The organism is Devosia crocina (assembly GCF_900116545.1).
GTDB lineage: Bacteria > Pseudomonadota > Alphaproteobacteria > Rhizobiales > Devosiaceae > Devosia > Devosia crocina.
Map to the genome: position 1 here is coordinate 621,088 of NZ_FPCK01000002.1, position 18,672 is coordinate 639,759.

Annotated in this window: 21 protein-coding genes, 3 tRNA genes and 2 pseudogenes; 17 read left to right on the top strand and 9 right to left on the bottom strand. The window is 59.9% G+C overall.

What is annotated here, in order from left to right:
* Window positions 1–11: 11 nt before the first annotated feature.
* The gene (locus tag BM364_RS12630) at window positions 12–1,748 is read right to left on the bottom strand and encodes an FG-GAP repeat domain-containing protein (protein ID WP_139232584.1); all 1,737 of its coding nucleotides are present in this window, start codon (window positions 1,746–1,748) and stop codon (window positions 12–14) included.
* A gap of 222 nt (window positions 1,749–1,970) precedes the next feature.
* Between BM364_RS12630 and BM364_RS12635 the strand changes: the two genes are divergently transcribed.
* The gene (locus tag BM364_RS12635) at window positions 1,971–2,177 is read left to right on the top strand and encodes a helix-turn-helix domain-containing protein (RefSeq protein ID WP_092425114.1); all 207 of its coding nucleotides are present in this window, start codon (window positions 1,971–1,973) and stop codon (window positions 2,175–2,177) included.
* Window positions 2,178–2,299: 122 nt separating this feature from the next.
* Here the strand turns inward: BM364_RS12635 and BM364_RS12640 are convergent, their stop codons facing one another.
* Entirely contained in the window at window positions 2,300–3,322 is a 1,023-nt protein-coding gene (locus BM364_RS12640) for a DUF2955 domain-containing protein (protein ID WP_092425116.1), read from the bottom strand.
* A gap of 9 nt (window positions 3,323–3,331) precedes the next feature.
* Window positions 3,332–4,420, bottom strand: a complete 1,089-nt coding sequence (locus BM364_RS12645) for an HlyD family secretion protein (RefSeq protein WP_092425118.1) — start codon at window positions 4,418–4,420, stop codon at window positions 3,332–3,334.
* 154 nt (window positions 4,421–4,574) lie between these two features.
* On the opposite strand from BM364_RS12645, the gene BM364_RS12650 reads away from it, so the two are divergent.
* The gene (locus tag BM364_RS12650) at window positions 4,575–5,057 is read left to right on the top strand and encodes a MarR family winged helix-turn-helix transcriptional regulator (protein ID WP_092425121.1); all 483 of its coding nucleotides are present in this window, start codon (window positions 4,575–4,577) and stop codon (window positions 5,055–5,057) included.
* 177 nt (window positions 5,058–5,234) lie between these two features.
* Here the strand turns inward: BM364_RS12650 and BM364_RS12655 are convergent.
* The 4 genes and pseudogenes from BM364_RS12655 to BM364_RS12670 form a co-directional block, all read right to left on the bottom strand.
* Window positions 5,235–5,648, bottom strand: a pseudogene (locus BM364_RS12655) (phosphotransferase); the annotation flags it as partial.
* 22 nt (window positions 5,649–5,670) lie between these two features.
* The gene (locus tag BM364_RS12660; RefSeq protein WP_092425125.1) at window positions 5,671–6,012 is read right to left on the bottom strand and encodes a hypothetical protein; all 342 of its coding nucleotides are present in this window, start codon (window positions 6,010–6,012) and stop codon (window positions 5,671–5,673) included.
* Window positions 6,013–6,018: 6 nt separating this feature from the next.
* The gene (locus tag BM364_RS12665; protein WP_175528591.1) at window positions 6,019–7,260 is read right to left on the bottom strand and encodes a tyrosine-type recombinase/integrase; all 1,242 of its coding nucleotides are present in this window, start codon (window positions 7,258–7,260) and stop codon (window positions 6,019–6,021) included.
* 189 nt (window positions 7,261–7,449) lie between these two features.
* A tRNA-Thr gene (locus BM364_RS12670) sits at window positions 7,450–7,524 on the bottom strand.
* 125 nt (window positions 7,525–7,649) lie between these two features.
* Between BM364_RS12670 and BM364_RS18520 the strand changes: the two genes are divergently transcribed.
* The 15 genes and pseudogenes from BM364_RS18520 (at window position 7,650) to BM364_RS12735 (ending at window position 17,999) form a co-directional block, all read left to right on the top strand.
* A complete protein-coding gene (locus BM364_RS18520; protein ID WP_175528592.1) occupies window positions 7,650–7,799 on the top strand; it encodes a hypothetical protein in 150 nt (49 codons plus the stop codon).
* A gap of 189 nt (window positions 7,800–7,988) precedes the next feature.
* On the top strand, window positions 7,989–9,281 hold the full coding sequence (gene murA / locus BM364_RS12675; RefSeq protein WP_092425129.1) for a UDP-N-acetylglucosamine 1-carboxyvinyltransferase: 1,293 nt from the start codon (window positions 7,989–7,991) through the stop codon (window positions 9,279–9,281).
* Between the two features lie 236 nt (window positions 9,282–9,517).
* Complete coding sequence (locus tag BM364_RS12680; protein WP_092425131.1) at window positions 9,518–9,952, top strand: DUF2948 family protein; 435 nt, start codon at window positions 9,518–9,520, stop codon at window positions 9,950–9,952.
* Window positions 9,953–10,172: 220 nt separating this feature from the next.
* The gene (locus BM364_RS12685) at window positions 10,173–10,772 is read left to right on the top strand and encodes an NADPH-dependent F420 reductase (protein WP_175528593.1); all 600 of its coding nucleotides are present in this window, start codon (window positions 10,173–10,175) and stop codon (window positions 10,770–10,772) included.
* Window positions 10,773–11,524: 752 nt separating this feature from the next.
* Entirely contained in the window at window positions 11,525–12,817 is a 1,293-nt protein-coding gene (gene hisD / locus BM364_RS12690) for a histidinol dehydrogenase (protein ID WP_092425135.1), read from the top strand.
* Window positions 12,818–12,825: 8 nt separating this feature from the next.
* Window positions 12,826–13,299: pseudogene (locus tag BM364_RS18675) on the top strand (UPF0262 family protein); the annotation flags it as partial.
* A gap of 57 nt (window positions 13,300–13,356) precedes the next feature.
* Window positions 13,357–13,785 (top strand): arsenate-mycothiol transferase ArsC, encoded by a 429-nt coding sequence (locus tag BM364_RS18680; RefSeq protein WP_280140652.1) that lies wholly within the window; start codon window positions 13,357–13,359, stop codon window positions 13,783–13,785.
* 77 nt (window positions 13,786–13,862) lie between these two features.
* Window positions 13,863–14,081: a translation initiation factor IF-1 gene (gene infA / locus BM364_RS12700; protein WP_035082742.1), complete on the top strand. Its 219-nt coding sequence runs from the start codon at window positions 13,863–13,865 to the stop codon at window positions 14,079–14,081.
* Window positions 14,082–14,087: 6 nt separating this feature from the next.
* Window positions 14,088–14,726, top strand: coding sequence for a Maf-like protein (locus tag BM364_RS12705; protein WP_092425139.1), 639 nt, complete (start codon window positions 14,088–14,090; stop codon window positions 14,724–14,726).
* Entirely contained in the window at window positions 14,726–14,893 is a 168-nt protein-coding gene (gene yacG / locus BM364_RS12710; protein WP_092425141.1) for a DNA gyrase inhibitor YacG, read from the top strand. The genes BM364_RS12705 and yacG overlap by 1 nt, the downstream gene beginning before the upstream one ends.
* 146 nt (window positions 14,894–15,039) lie before the next feature.
* A tRNA-Phe gene (locus BM364_RS12715) sits at window positions 15,040–15,115 on the top strand.
* Between the two features lie 139 nt (window positions 15,116–15,254).
* A tRNA-Pro gene (locus tag BM364_RS12720) sits at window positions 15,255–15,331 on the top strand.
* A gap of 127 nt (window positions 15,332–15,458) precedes the next feature.
* Window positions 15,459–16,262, top strand: coding sequence for a DUF1206 domain-containing protein (locus tag BM364_RS12725; RefSeq protein WP_092425143.1), 804 nt, complete (start codon window positions 15,459–15,461; stop codon window positions 16,260–16,262).
* Between the two features lie 93 nt (window positions 16,263–16,355).
* Complete coding sequence (locus BM364_RS12730) at window positions 16,356–16,937, top strand: YqaA family protein (protein ID WP_092425145.1); 582 nt, start codon at window positions 16,356–16,358, stop codon at window positions 16,935–16,937.
* Between the two features lie 48 nt (window positions 16,938–16,985).
* The gene (locus tag BM364_RS12735) at window positions 16,986–17,999 is read left to right on the top strand and encodes an NAD-dependent epimerase/dehydratase family protein (protein ID WP_092425147.1); all 1,014 of its coding nucleotides are present in this window, start codon (window positions 16,986–16,988) and stop codon (window positions 17,997–17,999) included.
* Here BM364_RS12735 and BM364_RS12740 read toward each other — a convergent pair.
* Window positions 17,996–18,253, bottom strand: a complete 258-nt coding sequence (locus tag BM364_RS12740; protein ID WP_210186430.1) for a helix-turn-helix transcriptional regulator — start codon at window positions 18,251–18,253, stop codon at window positions 17,996–17,998. The genes BM364_RS12735 and BM364_RS12740 overlap by 4 nt on opposite strands.
* Window positions 18,254–18,262: 9 nt before the next feature.
* The gene (locus BM364_RS12745; RefSeq protein ID WP_092425151.1) at window positions 18,263–18,664 is read right to left on the bottom strand and encodes a flagellar biosynthesis repressor FlbT; all 402 of its coding nucleotides are present in this window, start codon (window positions 18,662–18,664) and stop codon (window positions 18,263–18,265) included.
* Window positions 18,665–18,672: the final 8 nt, after the last annotated feature.

Genomic DNA, 18,672 nt, shown 5'->3' on the forward strand with positions numbered 1-18,672 from the left:
TATTCTTTGGGCTAATGCGGATATGCAGTGAGGTAAATGCTGCGGTTATCAGCCCCTATCTCAATCATATCGTCGCCGCCAAACGTAGCAGCATTGGTGATGGCGTTGGTGCCAATGCGCTCTTCAACCACGCTGAAGGTGTTGTCGCCGTTGTTCCCAAATACGTAGGATGGAACATCAAAGCGGCTTTCGCTTTTAGCAATGATGTCGACGCCTTCGTCGGTGTCAAACAGCACAGTGCGATACATCCAAGTGTAAGGCTTCTGGAGAGGGTTGAAGTAGACATTTTCGGGCGTTTCAAAGCGTTCTGACGACACGTCCGCAAAGTTGCCTTCGCCGTCGTTCTTCAGGAGCTGAATTGCGTAACCCATGTAGGAATCATTGCTGACTAGGATGACGTCCCAATAGGCTTGGTCGGCTTCCAGTTTGATGAGCTCGATGTCCAACACTCCGGCACCAGTCATGCGATCGACAAATTGCATCTCGCGCTGAGGGAATGGCGTAGGCGTCAATGGAATTGCTGGACCAGTGAACCCACCACGACCATTGTTCATGTAGATCACAGAGGGATCGTGCGCTTCGTTAGCGGTGCCTAGAATAAGGTCCGCGAAGCCGTCACCATCGAGGTCTGCAAGTGCAGAGCTTGTGAACTTTTGGTCGTCCCTGTTGATCTCCGCTGGCAGTCGATCGTTGGCCTTAATGAGCCGGTCATCCCGCATGATGTAGTAGTGGGGAATGTACATAGAATTCACGTAGATGCCCCAGTCGCCATCCGCGTTTATGACACCAGAGCTTACATCGTGTGAGAATTCCTTGTCCTGAACCAAGCTATGTTCGTAATTGACTAGCAGACCCTCACTATTGGGCATCAACAGCATATTAGTGGTGCGGGGGAACGGGTCGCGATCCATCCCTGTATTGGCCACTATAATGCCGTGGCCATACTGGCTGTCGAAGAACGCTACAGCACGCGGATTGTCCACGAGTGGAGCTTCACCAGCGGCATATACACGACTAGGGTCGTCTACATAAACCTGCGTAGAATGGTCATAGGTGAGAACCTGCAATGGCAACGGCGTGCCGCCAACGTTCAGAACCCAGAGTACCATCAGCGCAGGGTATTCCGGATCACCTAATTGGATTGGGACTACCTCTAGAATACGTGCATGAGGCACAGGCGGTTCGAACTGCATCGGAATTAGGGATGCGAACTTCTCAAACACCACTTTTTTGACTTCTGGTGCCTGAGGGTTAACTCTGTGTGGAGCTCTGCCTTCGGCAAGCCATTGCTGGGCGACTTGTGCATATGCAGGGCACAGCTTGAGATCTTGGGCCTTGGCCGAGGGATCAACGGAAACTCCATCACGGATGAAAGTGATAGTAGTTTGTCCAATCCTCCGACCCGCGTTGGTGGTCAGCAGACTTTCGCCACTAGGCCGAACGACGCGCACAGTGTTGCCGAAGCTTAGAGCAATATCGCCAGTGGCTACGGAGAAACCGTTCGCGTCAATGCCCTCCGCAACGATCTCGGTGGCGCTGCCTTCCAGAAACTCTGGCGAAGTCGAAGCACCTAGATTGTAATCTTGGCTGATGCAGTTGCCATCTTTGCACAGATACAGCGTGCCATTGGCATAAAGGCAGTCATTTTGGTCCGCAACATAGAAGCCAGTCAGATCATCGATTGGATTGGCGGCAGTGGGAACAACAGTAACGATAAGCATCACGGCGGCTATTGATAGCGTCGCCAATGTTACCCTCGGGGAGCGCAATGCTGAGGGATGTTTGGAGACTTCTGATAATATGTCGGAGCAAGCGAGCCGTAATAAAATCGATGCGCACCCATTCTCAGAATAGATCAATCGCTCCCCCTGTCCCTTTTCATGGACACTAGTGCCATCACCAGCTAGGGTAAAGTCGAATGTCCCCAATAGGGGATAGAGAGGCAATGCACAGCCAACGACTTTGCGCCCATGCGATTGGCGGAAGTGTTTGGTAAGAGAGTGCGGGAGGTTCGGCACGAACGTGGCTGGACACAAGAACAGCTTGCCTTCGAAGCCGGAGTGAAACGCGCTTATCTCAGTGAGGTTGAGAACGGCCAACGCAACGTCAGCTTGGACGTGGTCGAGAAACTCGCCAAAGCGCTAGGAGTGGGGCCAGAGGCCCTAGTAGCGGAGTAGCGGCTACTAAGGGGTGGAGAGCGGACCGACAACTTTGCGCCAGCATGCCATAGTAGCGGACGTTGAGCTTGCACAGGAAGAAACGGGACGCGAACGAATAGTCGCGTTGGATCGGCTAACGGTCAGGTTGTCGCTGGTCTTCGCTTTTCGACGAAATGCCAGTCCAGCAGGCTGACGATGGCGGCTGCGATTACGGCGCCCATGACTGTCAAGCCAGCGCGCTGGATGAAGGCGAAAGCAGGGTCGGAGGATGCAAGAGCACTGCCTATAAGCGATATCATGATGGACGCAGCATCCTGGTAGGCCATGGTCGCAAGTCTGCCCGTCATCATCTTGTGCGCCAGCCAGAGCACGGTGAGAAATGTCAGGCCCAGAAGGACGACGAGATGCCCACTCAGGGTAAGCGCGCCGAGCACCACAAACGAGAGCACCCCACCGAGCGCGGCTGAAAAGCTCCGCTGACCGACTTCGCGCCAGATCTGGCCTTGGGTGGAAAAGACAAGGATGAACATCCCCGCAATGCCCAGCATGACATTGCCGAAATCGAGAATTGTATAGAGGTAGAGCGAAAAGGCGAGCATGACGCCTGCCCGGATCAGCGACCGCGCGACGCGGCCGTATTCATCGGAGGGGACGTAGACATCGACGTTGAACTCTTTCGTCTTGACCGGCAAAAGCAGGTACATGATCGGCGCAAAGATCGCGACGCAGAGCGCGGCTTTCGTCATTTCGCTGCGCAAATAGCTCATGGCGGTAAAACTGCCGAGACCCATTACGGACATTAGCGCCGCCGACACGATAAAGAGCATGCCCATGGCGTTGCCGGTGCTCTGGATCATGTAAAAGCCGAAAAAATAGATGCCCCCCATTACCGTGATCAAGGCGAGCGGCGTCTGATAAAGAAGCGCAACTGGCAAGGACATAAGCCAAAGCATTGCCGCAAAGGCAATGGGAGCACCGAGGACCCGTTTCAGATCGAAAGCCTTGCGGTTTCCGGCTGTCAGGGAAAACATCATGATCGGGAAGAGCATCGCCATCGGCGACTGAAGCACCATGCCCAGAGCAAAGCCGATGGTCGGCATGATCGCCAACCGCACTGCAAAGAGCGGATCGTCTTCGATCAGGGGACGCGGAGCAACGAACATCCTGCCACCTCAGAAGAGGTACGAAAGGTAGGACTGGACCGTCTGGAGAGCGCGGGAAATCCACGCGACGGGATTATCCTCTCCCTGTGCGAAAATCAGGGCACTTGCCTTCGAGCCAACGCGGACCTTGCCTAGCCACGCCTCTTCGGTATCAACCGAAATTTGCACAGGGATCGTGCGCGCCGGTTCAAACCAGCGCGTCGAAGACTGGTTCTGTGGCAAGCCATTTGCGGCGGTGCGACCGGGATCGATGCCCCATGCCAACCCACGAACTTCGCCCTCGAATGATCGACCGGGAACAGCATCGAAAATCACGCTGACGCGATCCCCAACATCGACATTGATCAGCTGATTTTCCCGCAGATCGACTGTCACCCAAGGCTGCTCGCTCTCGATGAAAGTAAGAGCGGGCGAGCCGGCGCTGACAAACTGCCCAGTACTCATCCGCAGATTGGTGATGACGCCGTCTGCCGGCGCCACGACCGTGGCAAAGGTCCGATTGAGCTGCGCCTGCTCGAGCTGAACCCTTGCGCCTTCAATCTGCGGGTTCGGCGAACTCCCGTCACCAACCTGAAGCTGGGCAGCCTCGAGGCTGGCTTCGGCCGAATTGAGGGCCGAAACGGCGGAAGCGTACTGGAGTTCGGCTGTGTCCAGCTGGGCCTGTGTCGACAGGCCGCGCTCGGCAAGGTTTCGTGCGCGTTCGACGGCGGTGCGGTTGTTTTCAAGAGTTGCCCGCGCCTGGTCAACCTGAGCCTGGGCACCGGCAAGGTTCACCGAGGATGCGCCAACAGAAAGCAAAGCCTGGTCAAGCGCAACCTGTGCCTGACGGACCGCAAGGTCGAATGGGGCAGGATCAAGCGTAAACAGCGGATCGCCGCGCGCCACGCGTTGGTTGTCGCTGACATGGACATGCTCTACCTGCCCCGCAACGCGCGCGGCGATCTGGGTGGTCAGAGCGGAGACGGCTCCCGAGGAACTCGATGGTGCAATCAGGTCCGAGGCCACATGCCAGGAAAGCGCCGCAACAAAGAGCACGACGACAAAGCCGCCAACTTTTGCTGCGGGGCCGCGCTTTTTCGGTTCGGCAGTTCGATCCATGTCTTGAGGCGCAACAGTGGACGGCACCTGTGTTGCGTCTTTAGGCTCTTGCGAAACTCGTTCAACGCTGGTGTTTGACATCTGTGACCTTCGTTGCAGCGATGGAACAACCGTGTTATTCGTCCATCAATTAACTTGATGATGGAGTTACATTATGAACGAGACTTCGTCAATGCCGGACAAGGGCCGGGAAGCGCTCTTGTCGGCTCTGGGAAAAGAACTTCGCGCGCTGGTGATTAATATGGAGGCCGCCCGCGCCAGAGTGGCGAAAACGGAAGGACTGCATCCCACGGACCTTGGGTGTCTAAGATTGCTAGATCGTCTGGGTAAGCCCGCGAGTGCCAAGTCGATCAACGCCGAACTGGGTCTCAGCTCCGGTTCCGGCACCGCTCTTCTGGACCGCCTCGAGAGCGCCGGTTACGTTAGGCGGACACCCAATCCCTTAGACCGCCGGTCTGTGATGATCGAGTTAAATCCCATCGCCGCAGCTGGCCCGCTGTCAAGATATCGCCAGATCGAGGATGCTTACCGACAGGCAACAGAAGCCTTGGCAGAAGAGGAGCTACAGGTGATCGCGAAGTTCCTTATGGAAATGAACGCGACGTCCGAAGCGATTTTCAAGGACCCCGTTCCTTAGAGCCGAGCTCTGCGCCGGAAGTCTCCCCTTGTCTGCAGTCTTCTCATCTACGATCGGCAGGAAGGAGGTCGGCATCGGACTGACGGGACTGAAGACCAGTATACCGGTAGCCTCGGGGTGGATGGCAGACAGTCCTAAGGAACCACCCGATCAGAGCAGACCTTCGACCGTTACAGGCTAGAGCGGTCTCACCTCCGCAAGTCGCTGTTTCGAATAATCATCATCCCAGCAGACTGCTGCCTCCCAGGCAGCTGACGCCTGCTGAGCGATATCCCACGTCACGGGATCCAGTTCGGCGGCGTTGAAAGGAAGCTCGAGGTCGAAGTCAGGAACGTCAACGTGAGACTCGCCCCAATCGACCAGTGCGACCCGCTCAGCTGTCACAAGAACATTGCGTGGATTGACGTCACCGTGAACAGCACAGGTCTCACGACCTGCAAGCCTGGCCCATGCCGCACGGCACCGCGCTACCGCCTCAGGTGGCATTCTTGTCAGATCGATGCGGGTACCTCGATCAGTCCTTAAGAGTTCAGCCGATGAGCACCAACCCGGTCGTTGCGGCCAGCCACGTGTCAGTTCGTGAAGCTTTCGGCCCCATTTCAGCCGTAAGTACTTAGCTTTCCCACCTGGCATTAAGCGAAGCTGACCGATGCTCGGGCGTCACCTCAGGCACATAGAACTTCTGGATCCTCTCCATAGAGGTGCGCGTGTTGATTGCCACGGTGAATACATCGACATTCGCCAGCAGCTGCCGCTTGATGTAGAAGTGCCGGAAGCCGTAGGCGGAACGGCGATTGCCGCTGCGGTCAAACAGCAGGTCAGCCTCTTCCAGCAACGTGCTCAGTCTCTTTTTGAAGCTCTGAATGCGCGTACCATCGACGCCCGCAAACATGGGGTCGCTGTCGTTGGGGCCACGCCGGGCGTCATCCTCGAACAGCTGCCGGAGAGTATCCAAATAGGGCTAGGAGTTACCTTCAAGCAACTTGGCCCGGTCTTCTGGAATGATGTCCGAATAATACATCTCAATCATCCGGACCGACGTCCGCATGTTGATGGCCAGCATGTAAACGTCCACGCCATCGCGGATCTGGTTCGTCGCGTAGGTGTGTCGGAAACTATACGCGGTCCTAGGCCGACCAAAAGCATCGGCTTTCATGCCCGTTGCTTCCAGCAGATTATTTAGGCTGCGCTTAATTGACCCTATGCGCTCGCCGTCATGGTTGGTGAAGACTGGGTCGTTAGGACCTGGCGCTCGTCCATGCGTAGCGACGAAGGCGTCCCAAAGATGCTCGAAGGCGGAAAACGCACCGCGCTTGGGCACCATTTGGCGGGGCGCCATGCCTTTGCCATAGGCGTCGATGCGGATGCGGCGCTCACCCAATGGCCTGCCCCGCTCACTCTCAAAGCCCACGATGTGCGCCCAATTCAAGTTGTAGAGCTCTGTGGGGCGCATTCCGGTTTCCACAGCCACAGTTATAAACGCATAGAGCCCGACACGCTCGTGGCGCAGCTTGGGTTGCGCAAACGCATCCTGCAGGCGCTCAAGTGCTGCGTTCAATATCGTGTTGATCTCGTCAGTAGTGAAAGCGGGACGCTTGTTTTTCTTGCCCGCCTCTAAGCGTAGCTCGGGCACATCGCCCCGCCTTAAATAGCCCAGCCGCACTGCAAAGTTGAGCACACCGCGTAAGGCGCTGGCTTCACGCCGCACCGTATTCGGATGAGGGGGCTCGTGCTTGACCTTGCGCCGGCCTTGTTTGCCGTTGGCCAAATCATAGGTGACAAACTGCACTTTGGCACCAGGCCCGGTCACCCAGTAGGCTTTGCGCCATTGCAGATACTCATGCAGCTTGGGTTCGGCGATCGACGTCACCGTCGATTTGCCGAAGAACGCAACCAGATAGCGATCGATGATGGCCTTTTCGGCTTTAGCAATGGCCGCCTTCTTCGGGTTAGCCTTTGCACGATCCAGCAACTCTTCGATGTACTGCTGGGCCAATTTGTCAAAGGAGGTTTTGCCCGCCAGCAGCCCCTGATCAGCGCTCCACACGCTATGCTGATATTTCTGCTGTGCTAGTCGCTGTGCTAGCGCAGCATCTTTCGTGCCGAGCGAAAAACGCTGCTGCCCCTGACCTTTGATAGAGAATCGAACCCAGTAAGTTGCTCCACGCTGGAACAGCTGAAACGGCTGAGTTTCTGTCTCCACGAGCACGCACCCTACGACGTAATTAAGTCCCCGATTGCGCTAGCCTTGTGCTAGCACAGTGTGTGCTAGCGAAATTGGTGTCTGCAAAATCAACGACTTAGCAGGGCTGTGCTACCACTGTGCTAAGTTAGCACAGGCAAATCGAGCCTTCCAACCGAAGACTTAAGCGCTTGAATTTGTTAAGAAAACTGGTGCTGCCGGACAGGATTGAACTGTCGGCCTCTCCCTTACCAAGGGAGTGCTCTACCACTGAGCTACGGCAGCATCCGAAATCGTCGCTGGCCGGTTTCGGCGGCGACGGGGGCTCTACTGCCATAGGGTTTTGCTCGACGCAAGCGCAAAAAACGCCTATCAACACCCCCAGTGAATCACCGATTGCCGGGAAGGCGATGAGCAAGTCCGACGCCGCCGCTGCCAAAGAGCAAAGATTGGCCGCAAAGCTTCGCGAGAACCTCAAGCGCCGCAAGGATCAGGCCAGGGCTCGCGCTGCCCGGGACGATGCTCCGGCCCCCGAAGCCGATACGGTCAAGAAACCGTAAATCTTTTTCGGGCGTATTTGGAAACGTCACATTTCGAAAAGAGCGCGGCTGGTCTGGCTTACGTGGCAACGAAGACCTCGCCTACCTCCCCCAAAGCATCGGACCGAAAAGTGCGAGGCGGTTTTCGGGACCGATCCGATGCGGCAATAAAGGTAGAAGGCCCGAGGGCCGGTTCAGAGGAACCATTTCATGGATCGTATTCGTTTGGTCGGCGGCAATCCGCTCAATGGGGACATCACCATTTCGGGCGCCAAGAATGCCGCCCTGCCCCTGATGATCGCGTCGCTGCTGACCGATGAGCCGCTGGTGCTCACCAATGTGCCGCGCCTAGCCGACGTCAAGCAGCTCGAGCGTATTCTCGAAAATCACGGCGTCGACATCGCCGTGCATGGCCGCCGCCGCGGCGAATCGGATGGCGTGGGGCAGCGCATGACCTTTCATGCCGCCGACATCGTCGACACCACCGCCCCCTATGATCTCGTCTCGAAAATGCGCGCCAGCTTCTGGGTCATCGGACCGCTGCTGGCCCGTTGCCATGAGGCGCGCGTGTCCCTGCCCGGCGGCTGCGCCATCGGCACGCGCCCGGTCGATCTCTTCTTGTTCGGCCTCAGGGAACTGGGCGCCGAAATCGAGATCGATGAGGGCTATGTGGTGGCGCGCGCGCCCAAGGGCGGCCTTGTGGGCAATCGCATCGTTTTCCCCAAGGTTTCGGTAGGCGCAACGCACACGTTGCTGATGGCGGCCAGCCTCGCCAAGGGCACGACCGTGATCGAAAATGCGGCTCAGGAGCCCGAGATCACCAATGTCGCCGAGTGTCTGGTTGCCATGGGCGCGAAGATTTCCGGCATCGGCACCAAGACCCTGACCATCGAGGGCGTCGAAAAGCTCCATGGCGCCAATGTCGAGGTTATTCCCGACCGGATCGAAACCGGCACCTTTGCCATGGCTGCGGCCATGACCGGCGGCGATGTGCTGCTGCGCGGCGCGCGCGCCGACCATTTGCAGTCCGCTCTCGACATCCTGGCCAAGACCGGCGTCGAGCTGACGAGCGAAGCCGAAGGCGTCCGCGTGCGGCGCAACGGCAATGGCATCCAGCCGGTCGATGTCGAAACCCAGCCCTTTCCTGGCTTCCCCACCGATCTCCAGGCCCAGTTCATGGCCCTGATGACCATGAGCCAGGGCACGAGCCAGGTGCGCGAAACGATTTTTGAAAATCGCTATATGCACGTGGCCGAACTGGCCCGGTTCGGCGCCGATATTTCGGTAGATGGGCAATTGGCGACCATCCGCGGCAGGTCCCAGCTCAAGGGGGCTCAGGTGATGGCGACGGACCTGCGCGCCTCGGTGTCCCTAGTTATTGCCGGCCTCGCGGCCAAGGGCGAGACCGTGGTCAACCGAATCTACCACCTCGACCGCGGCTTTGAGCGTCTCGAAGACAAGCTCAGCCGTTGCGGCGCCGAGATCGAGCGCCTGGCGGGCTGAGATTTCCCTGCGGGGACGCCCCTCGCCCTGGCCCTCTCCCAAAGGGGGCGAGGGAACCAGGCCGTTAATGCCGAGACTATGCATCACGCTCGATGACATCCCCTCGCCCCTTTGGGGAGAGGGCCAGGGTGAGGGGTCTTTCTCCCTTGTCCTTCTGTTGCCCGTAACCCGCCAAGCTTGTAGATCGTTAGAGGCGTGACCAGATAAGGTCACAACCACTTGTCAGGGCCCCTTTCATGACCGATCTCAAGCTGTTGGCGCTTGATGCCGAAGATCTCGAAGTGCTGTCGGCCCATGCGCAGGATGCCGTGGTGCGCGTCGTCGATATGGGTTACGCCCGCCGCGACCGGCGCTTTGCCTTGTTGATGAACCGCTACGACTGGAGCGAGGACAAGCCGCGCAGCAAGGGCATGCGTAAGCGCGCGGGCCTCCATTTCAACCATGTCGAAACCGTCGCCTATGCCGGGTTCGACCCTGCTGCGCCCGAAGGTGTTCTCAATCTTCTGGCAGTCACCTTTACCCCCGCGGCCGATGCCGTCTCAGGCACGGTGGAACTTGCCTTTGCCGGAGGCGGCACGGTGCGTCTGGGCGTCGAATGCCTTGAAGCGCGTCTTGCCGATCTCGGCTCTGCCTGGGCCGCCGCAGCGAAGCCGACGCACGCGCTCGACTGATCTTTTTGGGCAATATGCCCCCTCACCGACCTCCGCTTCGCTCCGGCCACCTCTCCCCGAGAGGGAGAGGAATGGTTCAGCGCTTTGGGCGGCACCTTCTTGTTCTTCTCCCTCCCGGGGAGAAGATGGCGCGCAGCGCCGGATGAGGGGGCCTCGCCAAGTCTCGCACCTCAACCCTTTCCCGTCTCCCGCGTTGTTCTCCAACAGTACGGAGACAACCATGCGAATTGGCGTTCTGGGCAGTGGCGATGTGGGTGGTACGATTGCGCGGAAACTGCATGCGCTCGGCCACGATGTGATGCTGGGTTCGCCGCACGCCAAAGACAAGGGCGACGAATTTGCCGGCATCAAGCTCGGCACTGCGCCAGAGGCTGCCGCCCACGGAGAGTGGATCGTCAACGCCATGCATGGCGAGGTCGTGCTTGACACCCTCAAGGATTGTCCGGTCGATGGAAAGATCCTCGTCGATATCGGCAATTTGCAGAGCTCGATCGAAGGCCCGCTCGAAACCCCGCTCGGTCAGCTGATCCAGAAAGCCCATCCCAAGGCGCGCGTCGTCAAAACCCTCAACAGCATCAGCGCCCATCTGATGGTCGACCCTGGCCAGCTTGCTGCGCCGATCTCGGTTTTTATCGCCTCCGACGATGAAGCCGCCAAAAGCGAAGTCACCGCCCTTCTCCGGCAATTCGGCTGGCAAGACATCGTCGACCTCGGCGACCTTTCCGCCTGTCGCGGCATGGAAAACATTGCCGCCGCCTGGGTCCCCATCAACTCGGCCCTGGGCACCACCAATTTCTCTTTCGCCCTGATCCGCAAATAGCATCCGCTCAGGGTGACGGTCCCAACCTCGATTCAGCACCCTCCCCCTTAAGGGGAGGGCTGGGGAGGGGGCGCGCCCCTGCCAATTTCTAAAGTTCCCCCTTACCCACCCCACCCATGTCGCGCACCCACCTCGCCCTGAGGGGAGAGGTCGGCGCGACAGCGCCGGGTGAGGGGTTCAGCGCCTCAAAAGCCCCCTGCAGCCATAACCACCATCAAACCCCTCACCCTAACCCTCTCCCCTCAGGGGAGAGGGAACCAGATCCAGCGTGAGGCGCAATTCCAGCCAAAGCATGAGCCCAGTCCCCTCGCCCCTACGGGGAGAGGGTTAGGGTGAGGGGCAAGTTTCCCTTACCCACCCCACCCATGTCGCGCACCCACCTCGCCCCTGAGGGGAGAGGTCGGCGCGACAGCGCCGGGTGAGGGGTTCACCGCCTCAAAAGCCCCCCGCAGCCATAACCACTACCAAACCCCTCACCCTAACCCTCTCCCCTCAGGGGAGAGGGGACCAGATCCAGCGTGAGGCACCAATCCAGCCAAATCACCAGCCTAGTCCCCTCGCCCCTACGGGGAGAGGGTTAGGGTGAGGGGCAAATCTCCTTCACCCCAACCACGTCGCGCACCCACCTCGCCCCTGAGGGGAGAGGTCGGCGCGACAGCGCCGGGTGAGGGGTTCAGCGCCTCAAAGCCCCTTGCCCCATCCGCCCTCATGGGGATAGATCGCATCACCCTGTTTGATCTCCCGGACGTTTGATGCCCCTTCGACTCGATAGTGCCGAGCCCGATTTCGAAAGCCACTTCGCCGAGCTTCTCGCGAGCAAGCGCGAAACCTCTCAGGACGTGAACGACACGGTCGCCGCCATCATTGCCGATGTGCGCGCCCGCGGCGACGTTGCCGTGGCCGAGCTGACCAATCGCTTCGACCGGGCCGATGTCACGGCGGATACGCTACGTTTTTCGCAGGACGAGATTGCAGAAGCGTCGGCCCGGGTAACCCCCGAGGTGCGCGAGGCCCTGCAGGTGGCGCATGACCGCATCAAGTCCCATCACGAACGGCAGATGCCGCGGGATGACGTTTATACCGACGCGCTGGGCGTAACTCTGGGTTCGCGCTGGACCGCCATCGAGGCCGTAGGCATCTATGTGCCCGGTGGCCTTGCCTCCTACCCCTCCTCGGTGTTGATGAATGCCGTGCCGGCGCGCGTTGCCGGGGTCGAGCGCATCGCCATGGTCGTGCCGACGCCCAATGGTCAGCTGGCCTCGGCAATCCTTTGCGCCGCCGAGATTGCCGGCGTCACCGAGATCTACCGGATCGGCGGCGCGCAGGCCGTGGCTGCCCTTGCCTATGGCACGGCTTCGATCCCGCGTGTCGACAAGATCATGGGGCCCGGCAATGCCTATGTGGCGGCTGCCAAGCGCCAGGTCTTCGGTCAGGTCGGCATCGACTTGATTGCCGGACCTTCCGAGGTGCTGGTGATCGCCGACGGATCTGCAAATCCCGCCTGGATCGCCGCCGATCTCATCGCCCAGGCCGAGCATGGCGGGGGCGCCCAGTCCATTCTCGTCACCACCGAACCGGCTCTTGCCGATGCCGTCGAAGCCGAAGTCGATCGCCAGCTCAGCCTTTTGCCCAAACAGTCCATCGCGCGCGAAGGCTGGGACGAGTTCGGCGCCGTGATTACTGTCGATACGCTCGAAACGGCAGCCCGCCTTGCCAATCGCATCGCCTCTGAACATGTCGAGATCGCAACCGACGATCCCGAAGCGCTGGTTCCCAGAATTCGCCATGCCGGCGCGATATTTCTTGGCCATCACACGCCCGAAGCGATCGGGGACTATGTGGGGGGCTCGAACCACGTCTTGCCCACGGCCCGGTCGGCGCGCTTTGCATCGGGGCTCGGCGTGCTCGATTTCGTCAAACGCACCTCGATTCTCGGCTGCACGCCCTCATCGCTGTCCGCGCTTGCCGATGCTGCCGTCACCATTGCCGAAGTCGAATCGCTCGATGGTCACGGGCGGTCCATTTCCATCCGGCTCAACCGTTGAGCATTTCCATGGGCACGGATCAGGCGGCCGCGAGCACCAACCGGCTTGTGACCGTCACGCTCGATCCTAACACCATCACCTCGATCAATCCCGACGAGGTGCACGAATGGCGCATCGCCATTTATGACCTGCTTGAAAACAATTCGTTCCGCCCGGCCAGAGTCCGCGCCGAAGGCCCCTATGCGCTCCACGTCTCGATCATCGGCAATTCGATCGTCCTTGATGTGCGCCACCCCGAGACCTTCCAGCCGATCGCCGCGCACTATCTCTCGCTCACCCCGTTCCGGCGGCTGATCCGCGATTACTTCCGAATCCGCGACGCCTATTATGAAGCGATCCGCTCAGCCCAGCCGTTTCAGATCGAAACCGTCGACATGGCGCGGCGTGGCCTTCACAACGAGGCGGCCGAGCTTCTGCGCACCCGGCTCGAAAACAAGATCATCATCGATCTCAATACCGCACGGCGCCTGTTCACGTTGATCTGTGCAGTGCAGCCCTATGCCAGCCGCATCGACGAGGCGACAAGCGCCCTGCCTGCGGTGCTTTTTGTCTGCTCCATGAATTCGGTGCGCTCGCCCATTGCGGCAGCCCTTGCCCGCCAGGCCTTCCCCGGCCGCGTCATCGCGCGCTCGGTAGGCGTCAATGGCGGCAAGGCCGATCAGTTCGTCCATGAAGTCATGGAAGAAGTCGGCATTGATATGAGCGTGCACACGCCCCATATCCTTGATGAACTTGTCGCCAACCGGTTCGATCTCGTCATCACGCTGTCCGAGGACGCTCCCGAGGCTGTTGCTCGTAAAGGGCTCGAAGCAGGCGCAATCGAACATTGGAGCGTTGCCGATCCGTCCCTTGTGGAAGGTAATCGGGATCTGGTTCTATCCGCCTACCGCGACTTGCGCGACAGCCTCCGGCGCCGCGTTGGGGCCCGTTTGGAGCCACTGGTTTCCGGTGGTTCACAAAGCCCGTAATTTGCAGTAGGTTCCGCCGAAATTTTTTGGCCGCCGCCGGCCCGATTGCGCTCGCGGTGGTCTTCCCAGGAGAAAGTATGGCCAAAGAAGAAGTGCTCGAATTCCCGGGCGTGGTTACGGAATTGCTTCCCAATGCGACCTTTCGGGTCAAGCTGGAGAACGAGCACGAGATCATCGCCCACACCGCCGGCCGCATGCGCAAGAATCGCATCCGCGTTCTCGCCGGCGATAAGGTGCTGTGCGAAATGACGCCCTATGACCTGACCAAGGGTCGCATCACTTATCGTTTCAAATAGGGCAAAATGGCCAGTCGTCCAGAACTGATCCTGGCCTCCGCCTCGCCGCGTCGGCTCGCTCTGCTCAACCAGATCGGCATCCAGCCCGAGCACCTGGTTCCGGCCCATGTCGATGAAACGCCTGAAAAGGGCGAATTGCCGCGCAAGCTTGCCGGCCGTCTCGCCGATCTCAAGGCCCTGACTGCCCAGCACAAGGCGCGTGTTGCCGGCTTCGGTTCGGAAGCGCTGGTGCTTGCCGCCGACACGGTGGTTGCCGTCGGCCGCCGCATCCTGCCCAAGGCCGAAATCATGGAAGAGGCGTCCGATTGTCTGCGCCTGCTTTCGGGCCGGGCGCACCGGGTCTATACTGGCGTCACCCTCCTGACGCCGTCCGGCGCCAAGCGGCAGCGCATCGTTGAGACCCGCATCCGCTTCAAGCGCCTTTCGACGCGCGAGATGGAAGCCTACCTCGCCAGCGCCGAATGGCGCGACAAGGCTGGCGGCTACGCCATCCAGGGCATTGCCGGCTCCTTCGTCGTCAAGCTCGTCGGCTCCTATTCCGCCGTCGTCGGCCTGCCGCTCAACGAAACGACGCAGCTACTTGCCGGCGAAGGCTATCCGGTCCACTTCAACTGGCTCAATCAATCGAGCCTTTCGGGCGTCTGATGGCGGCCGAGAAGAAGTGCCCGGTCTGCGGCAAGCCAAGCGTTGATAAGTTCAAGCCGTTCTGCTCGAAACGCTGCGCCGACGTCGATCTCAACCGCTGGCTCACCGGCTCCTATGTCATTCCGGCAAGGGATGACGAGCCACGTGACGAAAGTGACACGGAATAGGCACTTTGGGCGGTTTGGTGCTCACCAGATGCTAACCAAACCCCAACCGGTCAGCCTCTTTATCCACATGACGTTTTCGCGCTTGCGCGCACAAAAGCGATTGCCTATAAGGCCCGTGGCTCGCAGCAATCGCTGCAAAATAAGATGCCCAGATAGCTCAGTTGGTAGAGCAGCGGATTGAAAATCCGCGTGTCGCTGGTTCGATTCCGGCTCTGGGCACCACCTTCCTTCTCCCTCTTATCCCCGCTCCTACCGCCCGCCCATCTGCGCTTGTGGAAATGCAGAATTCCGCAATCAGTCGCTTGAACGTCACATAATCCACGGCTATAACGCCGCCACATCGCGCATAGCGCGTGTCTGACGGAGTATAGCGCAGCCTGGTAGCGCACCTGCTTCGGGAGCAGGGGGTCGAGTGTTCGAATCACTCTACTCCGACCAATCAACCCCGGCGTCTCAGGACGTCGGGGTTTTTGTTTCTCTCAGTAGCGGAACTCTACGCCCAGAAGTCGGGCGGAACCGGTGGCGCTCCATACCATTTACCGGACAACTCCAACCGGTAACGCCCATGTCAAACCACTTCGAGATCCTGGCCCGGTTCGGCTACGCAGCCCGAGGCGTTGTTTACCTGCTGCTGGGTGGGCTGGCCCTGGCCTCGGCGATCTGGGGCGGGTCCGATGCCGATGGTTCGTCCGATGCGCTTTCCAGCCTGCTCGACCTCCCCTTTGGGCGCGTCATGATCGGTGCTGTGGCACTGGGACTCTTGGGCTATGTTCTCTGGAAGATGGCGCAGGGACTGCTCAATGCAGACAATCGCGACGATGACATCAAGGGCTTTGCCGCCCGGGCAGGCCAATTGATCAGCGGCGGCGCCAATGTTTTTCTTATGCTCAGTGCTGCGCGCCTGGCGCTGAGCCTCGGGCAAAGCAGCGGCAATGGTGAGCAAGAGGCCTCGGCCTGGGTGCTGCAGCAGCCATTTGGCCCATTTCTGCTCGGCCTTGTGGGCATCGGCGTCCTCGTGGCCGCCGCCGTACAGGTCTGGCGTGGCGCCTCGCACGGTTATCGCAAGCGTCTGGCGCTCCACCACAAGTGGATGGACCCGATCTGCGCCTTTGGCATCGTCGCGCGCGGCGTGATCTTCGCCATCGTTGGAGGCTTCCTGGTTTATGCAGCCTTCACTGTTTCGCCCGAACAGGCGGGCGGCACCAAGGAAGCGCTCGACTATGTCCACGCCCTGCCCTTTGGACGCTGGCTCTATGGCGCGGTGGCGCTGGGATTGGTCGCCTTCGGTGCATATGGTCTGATCCAGGCGCGCTATCGTCACATGGACGCGCCCGATCTGGCCGATGTGCGCGCCGCAGCCCGGATCTGAGCGGGCCCCTTGCGGCTTAATCGCACACGGTTCAGCCAGTGATTGAGCTGTTCTCCGGCTTGGTGTCTAAGCAGGCACGAGCTGGAGGGCCGCATGCTGAGAAAACTCTACGACTGGACGATGCATCTGGCGGCGACGCGGCATGCGCCAAAGGCCCTTGCGGGCATATCCTTTGCCGAGAGTTCTTTCTTTCCCATCCCGCCTGATGTGTTGCTGATCCCGATGGTCCTCTCGGATCGCGCCAAGGCATGGTGGTATGCCACTTTGTGCACCCTTGCCTCGGTGCTCGGGGCTCTCGGCGGATATGTGATCGGCGCATTTTTGCTCGATGCCGTAGCGATGCCCCTGCTCTCCCTCTATGGCTATGCCGATAGGTTCGCCGAATTTGCAGATATCTATAATGAATGGGGCGCCTGGATCGTCCTCATTGCTGGTGTGACCCCTTTCCCGTTCAAGGTGGTGACTGTTGCCAGTGGCGCGACAGGCCTTGATCTGGCAGCCTTCATCGTCTTCAGCATCATCGCGCGAGGGGCGCGGTTCTATGCGGTTGCCGGCCTGCTGTATTTTTTTGGCGCACCGGTCAGGGCCTTCATTGAGGAGAGGCTGGGGCTTGTTTTCACTGTCGGGGTCGTGGCGCTGATCGGCGGCTTCGTCTTGCTCAAGTTCGTTGTATAGACGGACGCAAAATGGCGCCTTGAGCAAGTTGCTGATACGAGACCCCGCATGAAAGTCTTCGTGACCGGAGCGGCCGGATTCATCGGCTTCCATCTTTGCCGCCGTCTGCTTGCCGAGGGCCATGAGGTGCTTGGTCTCGATGGCATGACGGCCTATTACGATGTTGCGCTCAAGCGCCAGCGCCTCTCCATTCTCCGCCGCTCCAACGCGTTCAGCTTCGCCGAGGTCATGCTCGAAGACCGGGAGGGGCTGGAAGAAGTTGTCCTCCCCTTTGTCCCAGACATCGTCGTGCATCTGGCTGCCCAGGCCGGGGTGCGCTACAGCCTTGAAGCGCCCGATGCCTATGTCAGCGCCAATCTGATCGGCACATTCAACCTCCTCGAGATGACACGCCGCCTGCGCCCGCAGCACCTCCTGTTCGCCTCGACATCGTCTATCTATGGCGGCAACACGGCAATGCCCTTTGCCGAGGCCGACCGGACCGACTTCCCGGTGTCCCTTTATGCGGCGACCAAGAAGGCCGGCGAGGCGATGACGCATTCCTATGCGCATCTTTTTGCCGTACCGACGACGTGCTTCCGCTTTTTCACCGTTTATGGCCCTTGGGGGCGGCCGGATATGGCACTGTTCCGCTTCGTTTCGGCGATCAGCGAGGGTCGGCCGATCGAGGTTTTCGGCGAAGGCCGCATGCTGCGCGACTTCACCTATATCGACGATCTCGTCGAGGGCATTGTCCGGCTGATGGCGAAGCCGCCGGAACAGGGGAAACCTGTGGACGCGGAAGGGGTGTCGGACTCCCTTTCGCCGGTGGCGCCGTGGCGCAGCGTCAATATCGCGGGCGGGCAGCCGCTGGGGCTTATGGCCTTTGTGGCCGCGATCGAGAAGGCGATGGGGCAGACGGCCGAGAAAATCTTCCTGCCCATGCAGGATGGCGATATCGGGGAAACTTCGGCCGATCCGTCGCTGCTGCTGGCGCTCACCGGGTTCAAGCCGGAAACCGGGGTGGACGAAGGCGTCGAAGCGTTCGTCGAGTGGTACCGGCGCTGGCAGGAGAGCCGCTAGACCACGGGTGCGAAGAGCGCGAGCGGCGTTGCTTCCAGTACAAGGCAGAGCGCATCGATTTCAGCGAGCGTGAGTTCGGCGCCGCCCCCTGCCTCGATGGCGGCGATGGTTGCAAGCGTCCAGCCCAGGGCATGGGCGAGATCGGCCTGGCTGAGGCCGCGGTCCTCGCGGAGGCGCGGCAGGTTGGCGGCCAAACGTTGCGCGCCGGATTGAGGTGTGGCGGAAAAGTCGGGGTGGGCGGCAGCAGTTGTCATGCGCATCGGTCAGCCCACCAGCTTGAGCCGGGCCCGGTTTTCGGTCAGCTCGGGATTGGACAGGGTTTTGAGCAGCTTGATGGCCTTGTAGGCCGCGCCCTGCATCAGGAAGCCATTGACTTCGGCGACGATGGATTTGTTTGCTGGCTGCTCGGCCAGCAGCGACTGGGCGGCGGCAAAATAGGCTTCGTGATGGCCCGGAATATCGCCCGAGAGATACATGCGCTGCACGACGAGCTGCAGTTTTTGGGCGGGGGTGGTGGCGTCATTGTCGGCGATATGATCGTCGCAACGCAGCACGGGTGCCTTGCCACCCACAAGGACGTTGACGATCGCATCGCACTGCACGGTAATTTCCGCGGTGCCGACAAAGAAGCTTTCGCCTGGCTTTACAGTGAGCTTGAGAGCCATTGTCGTCC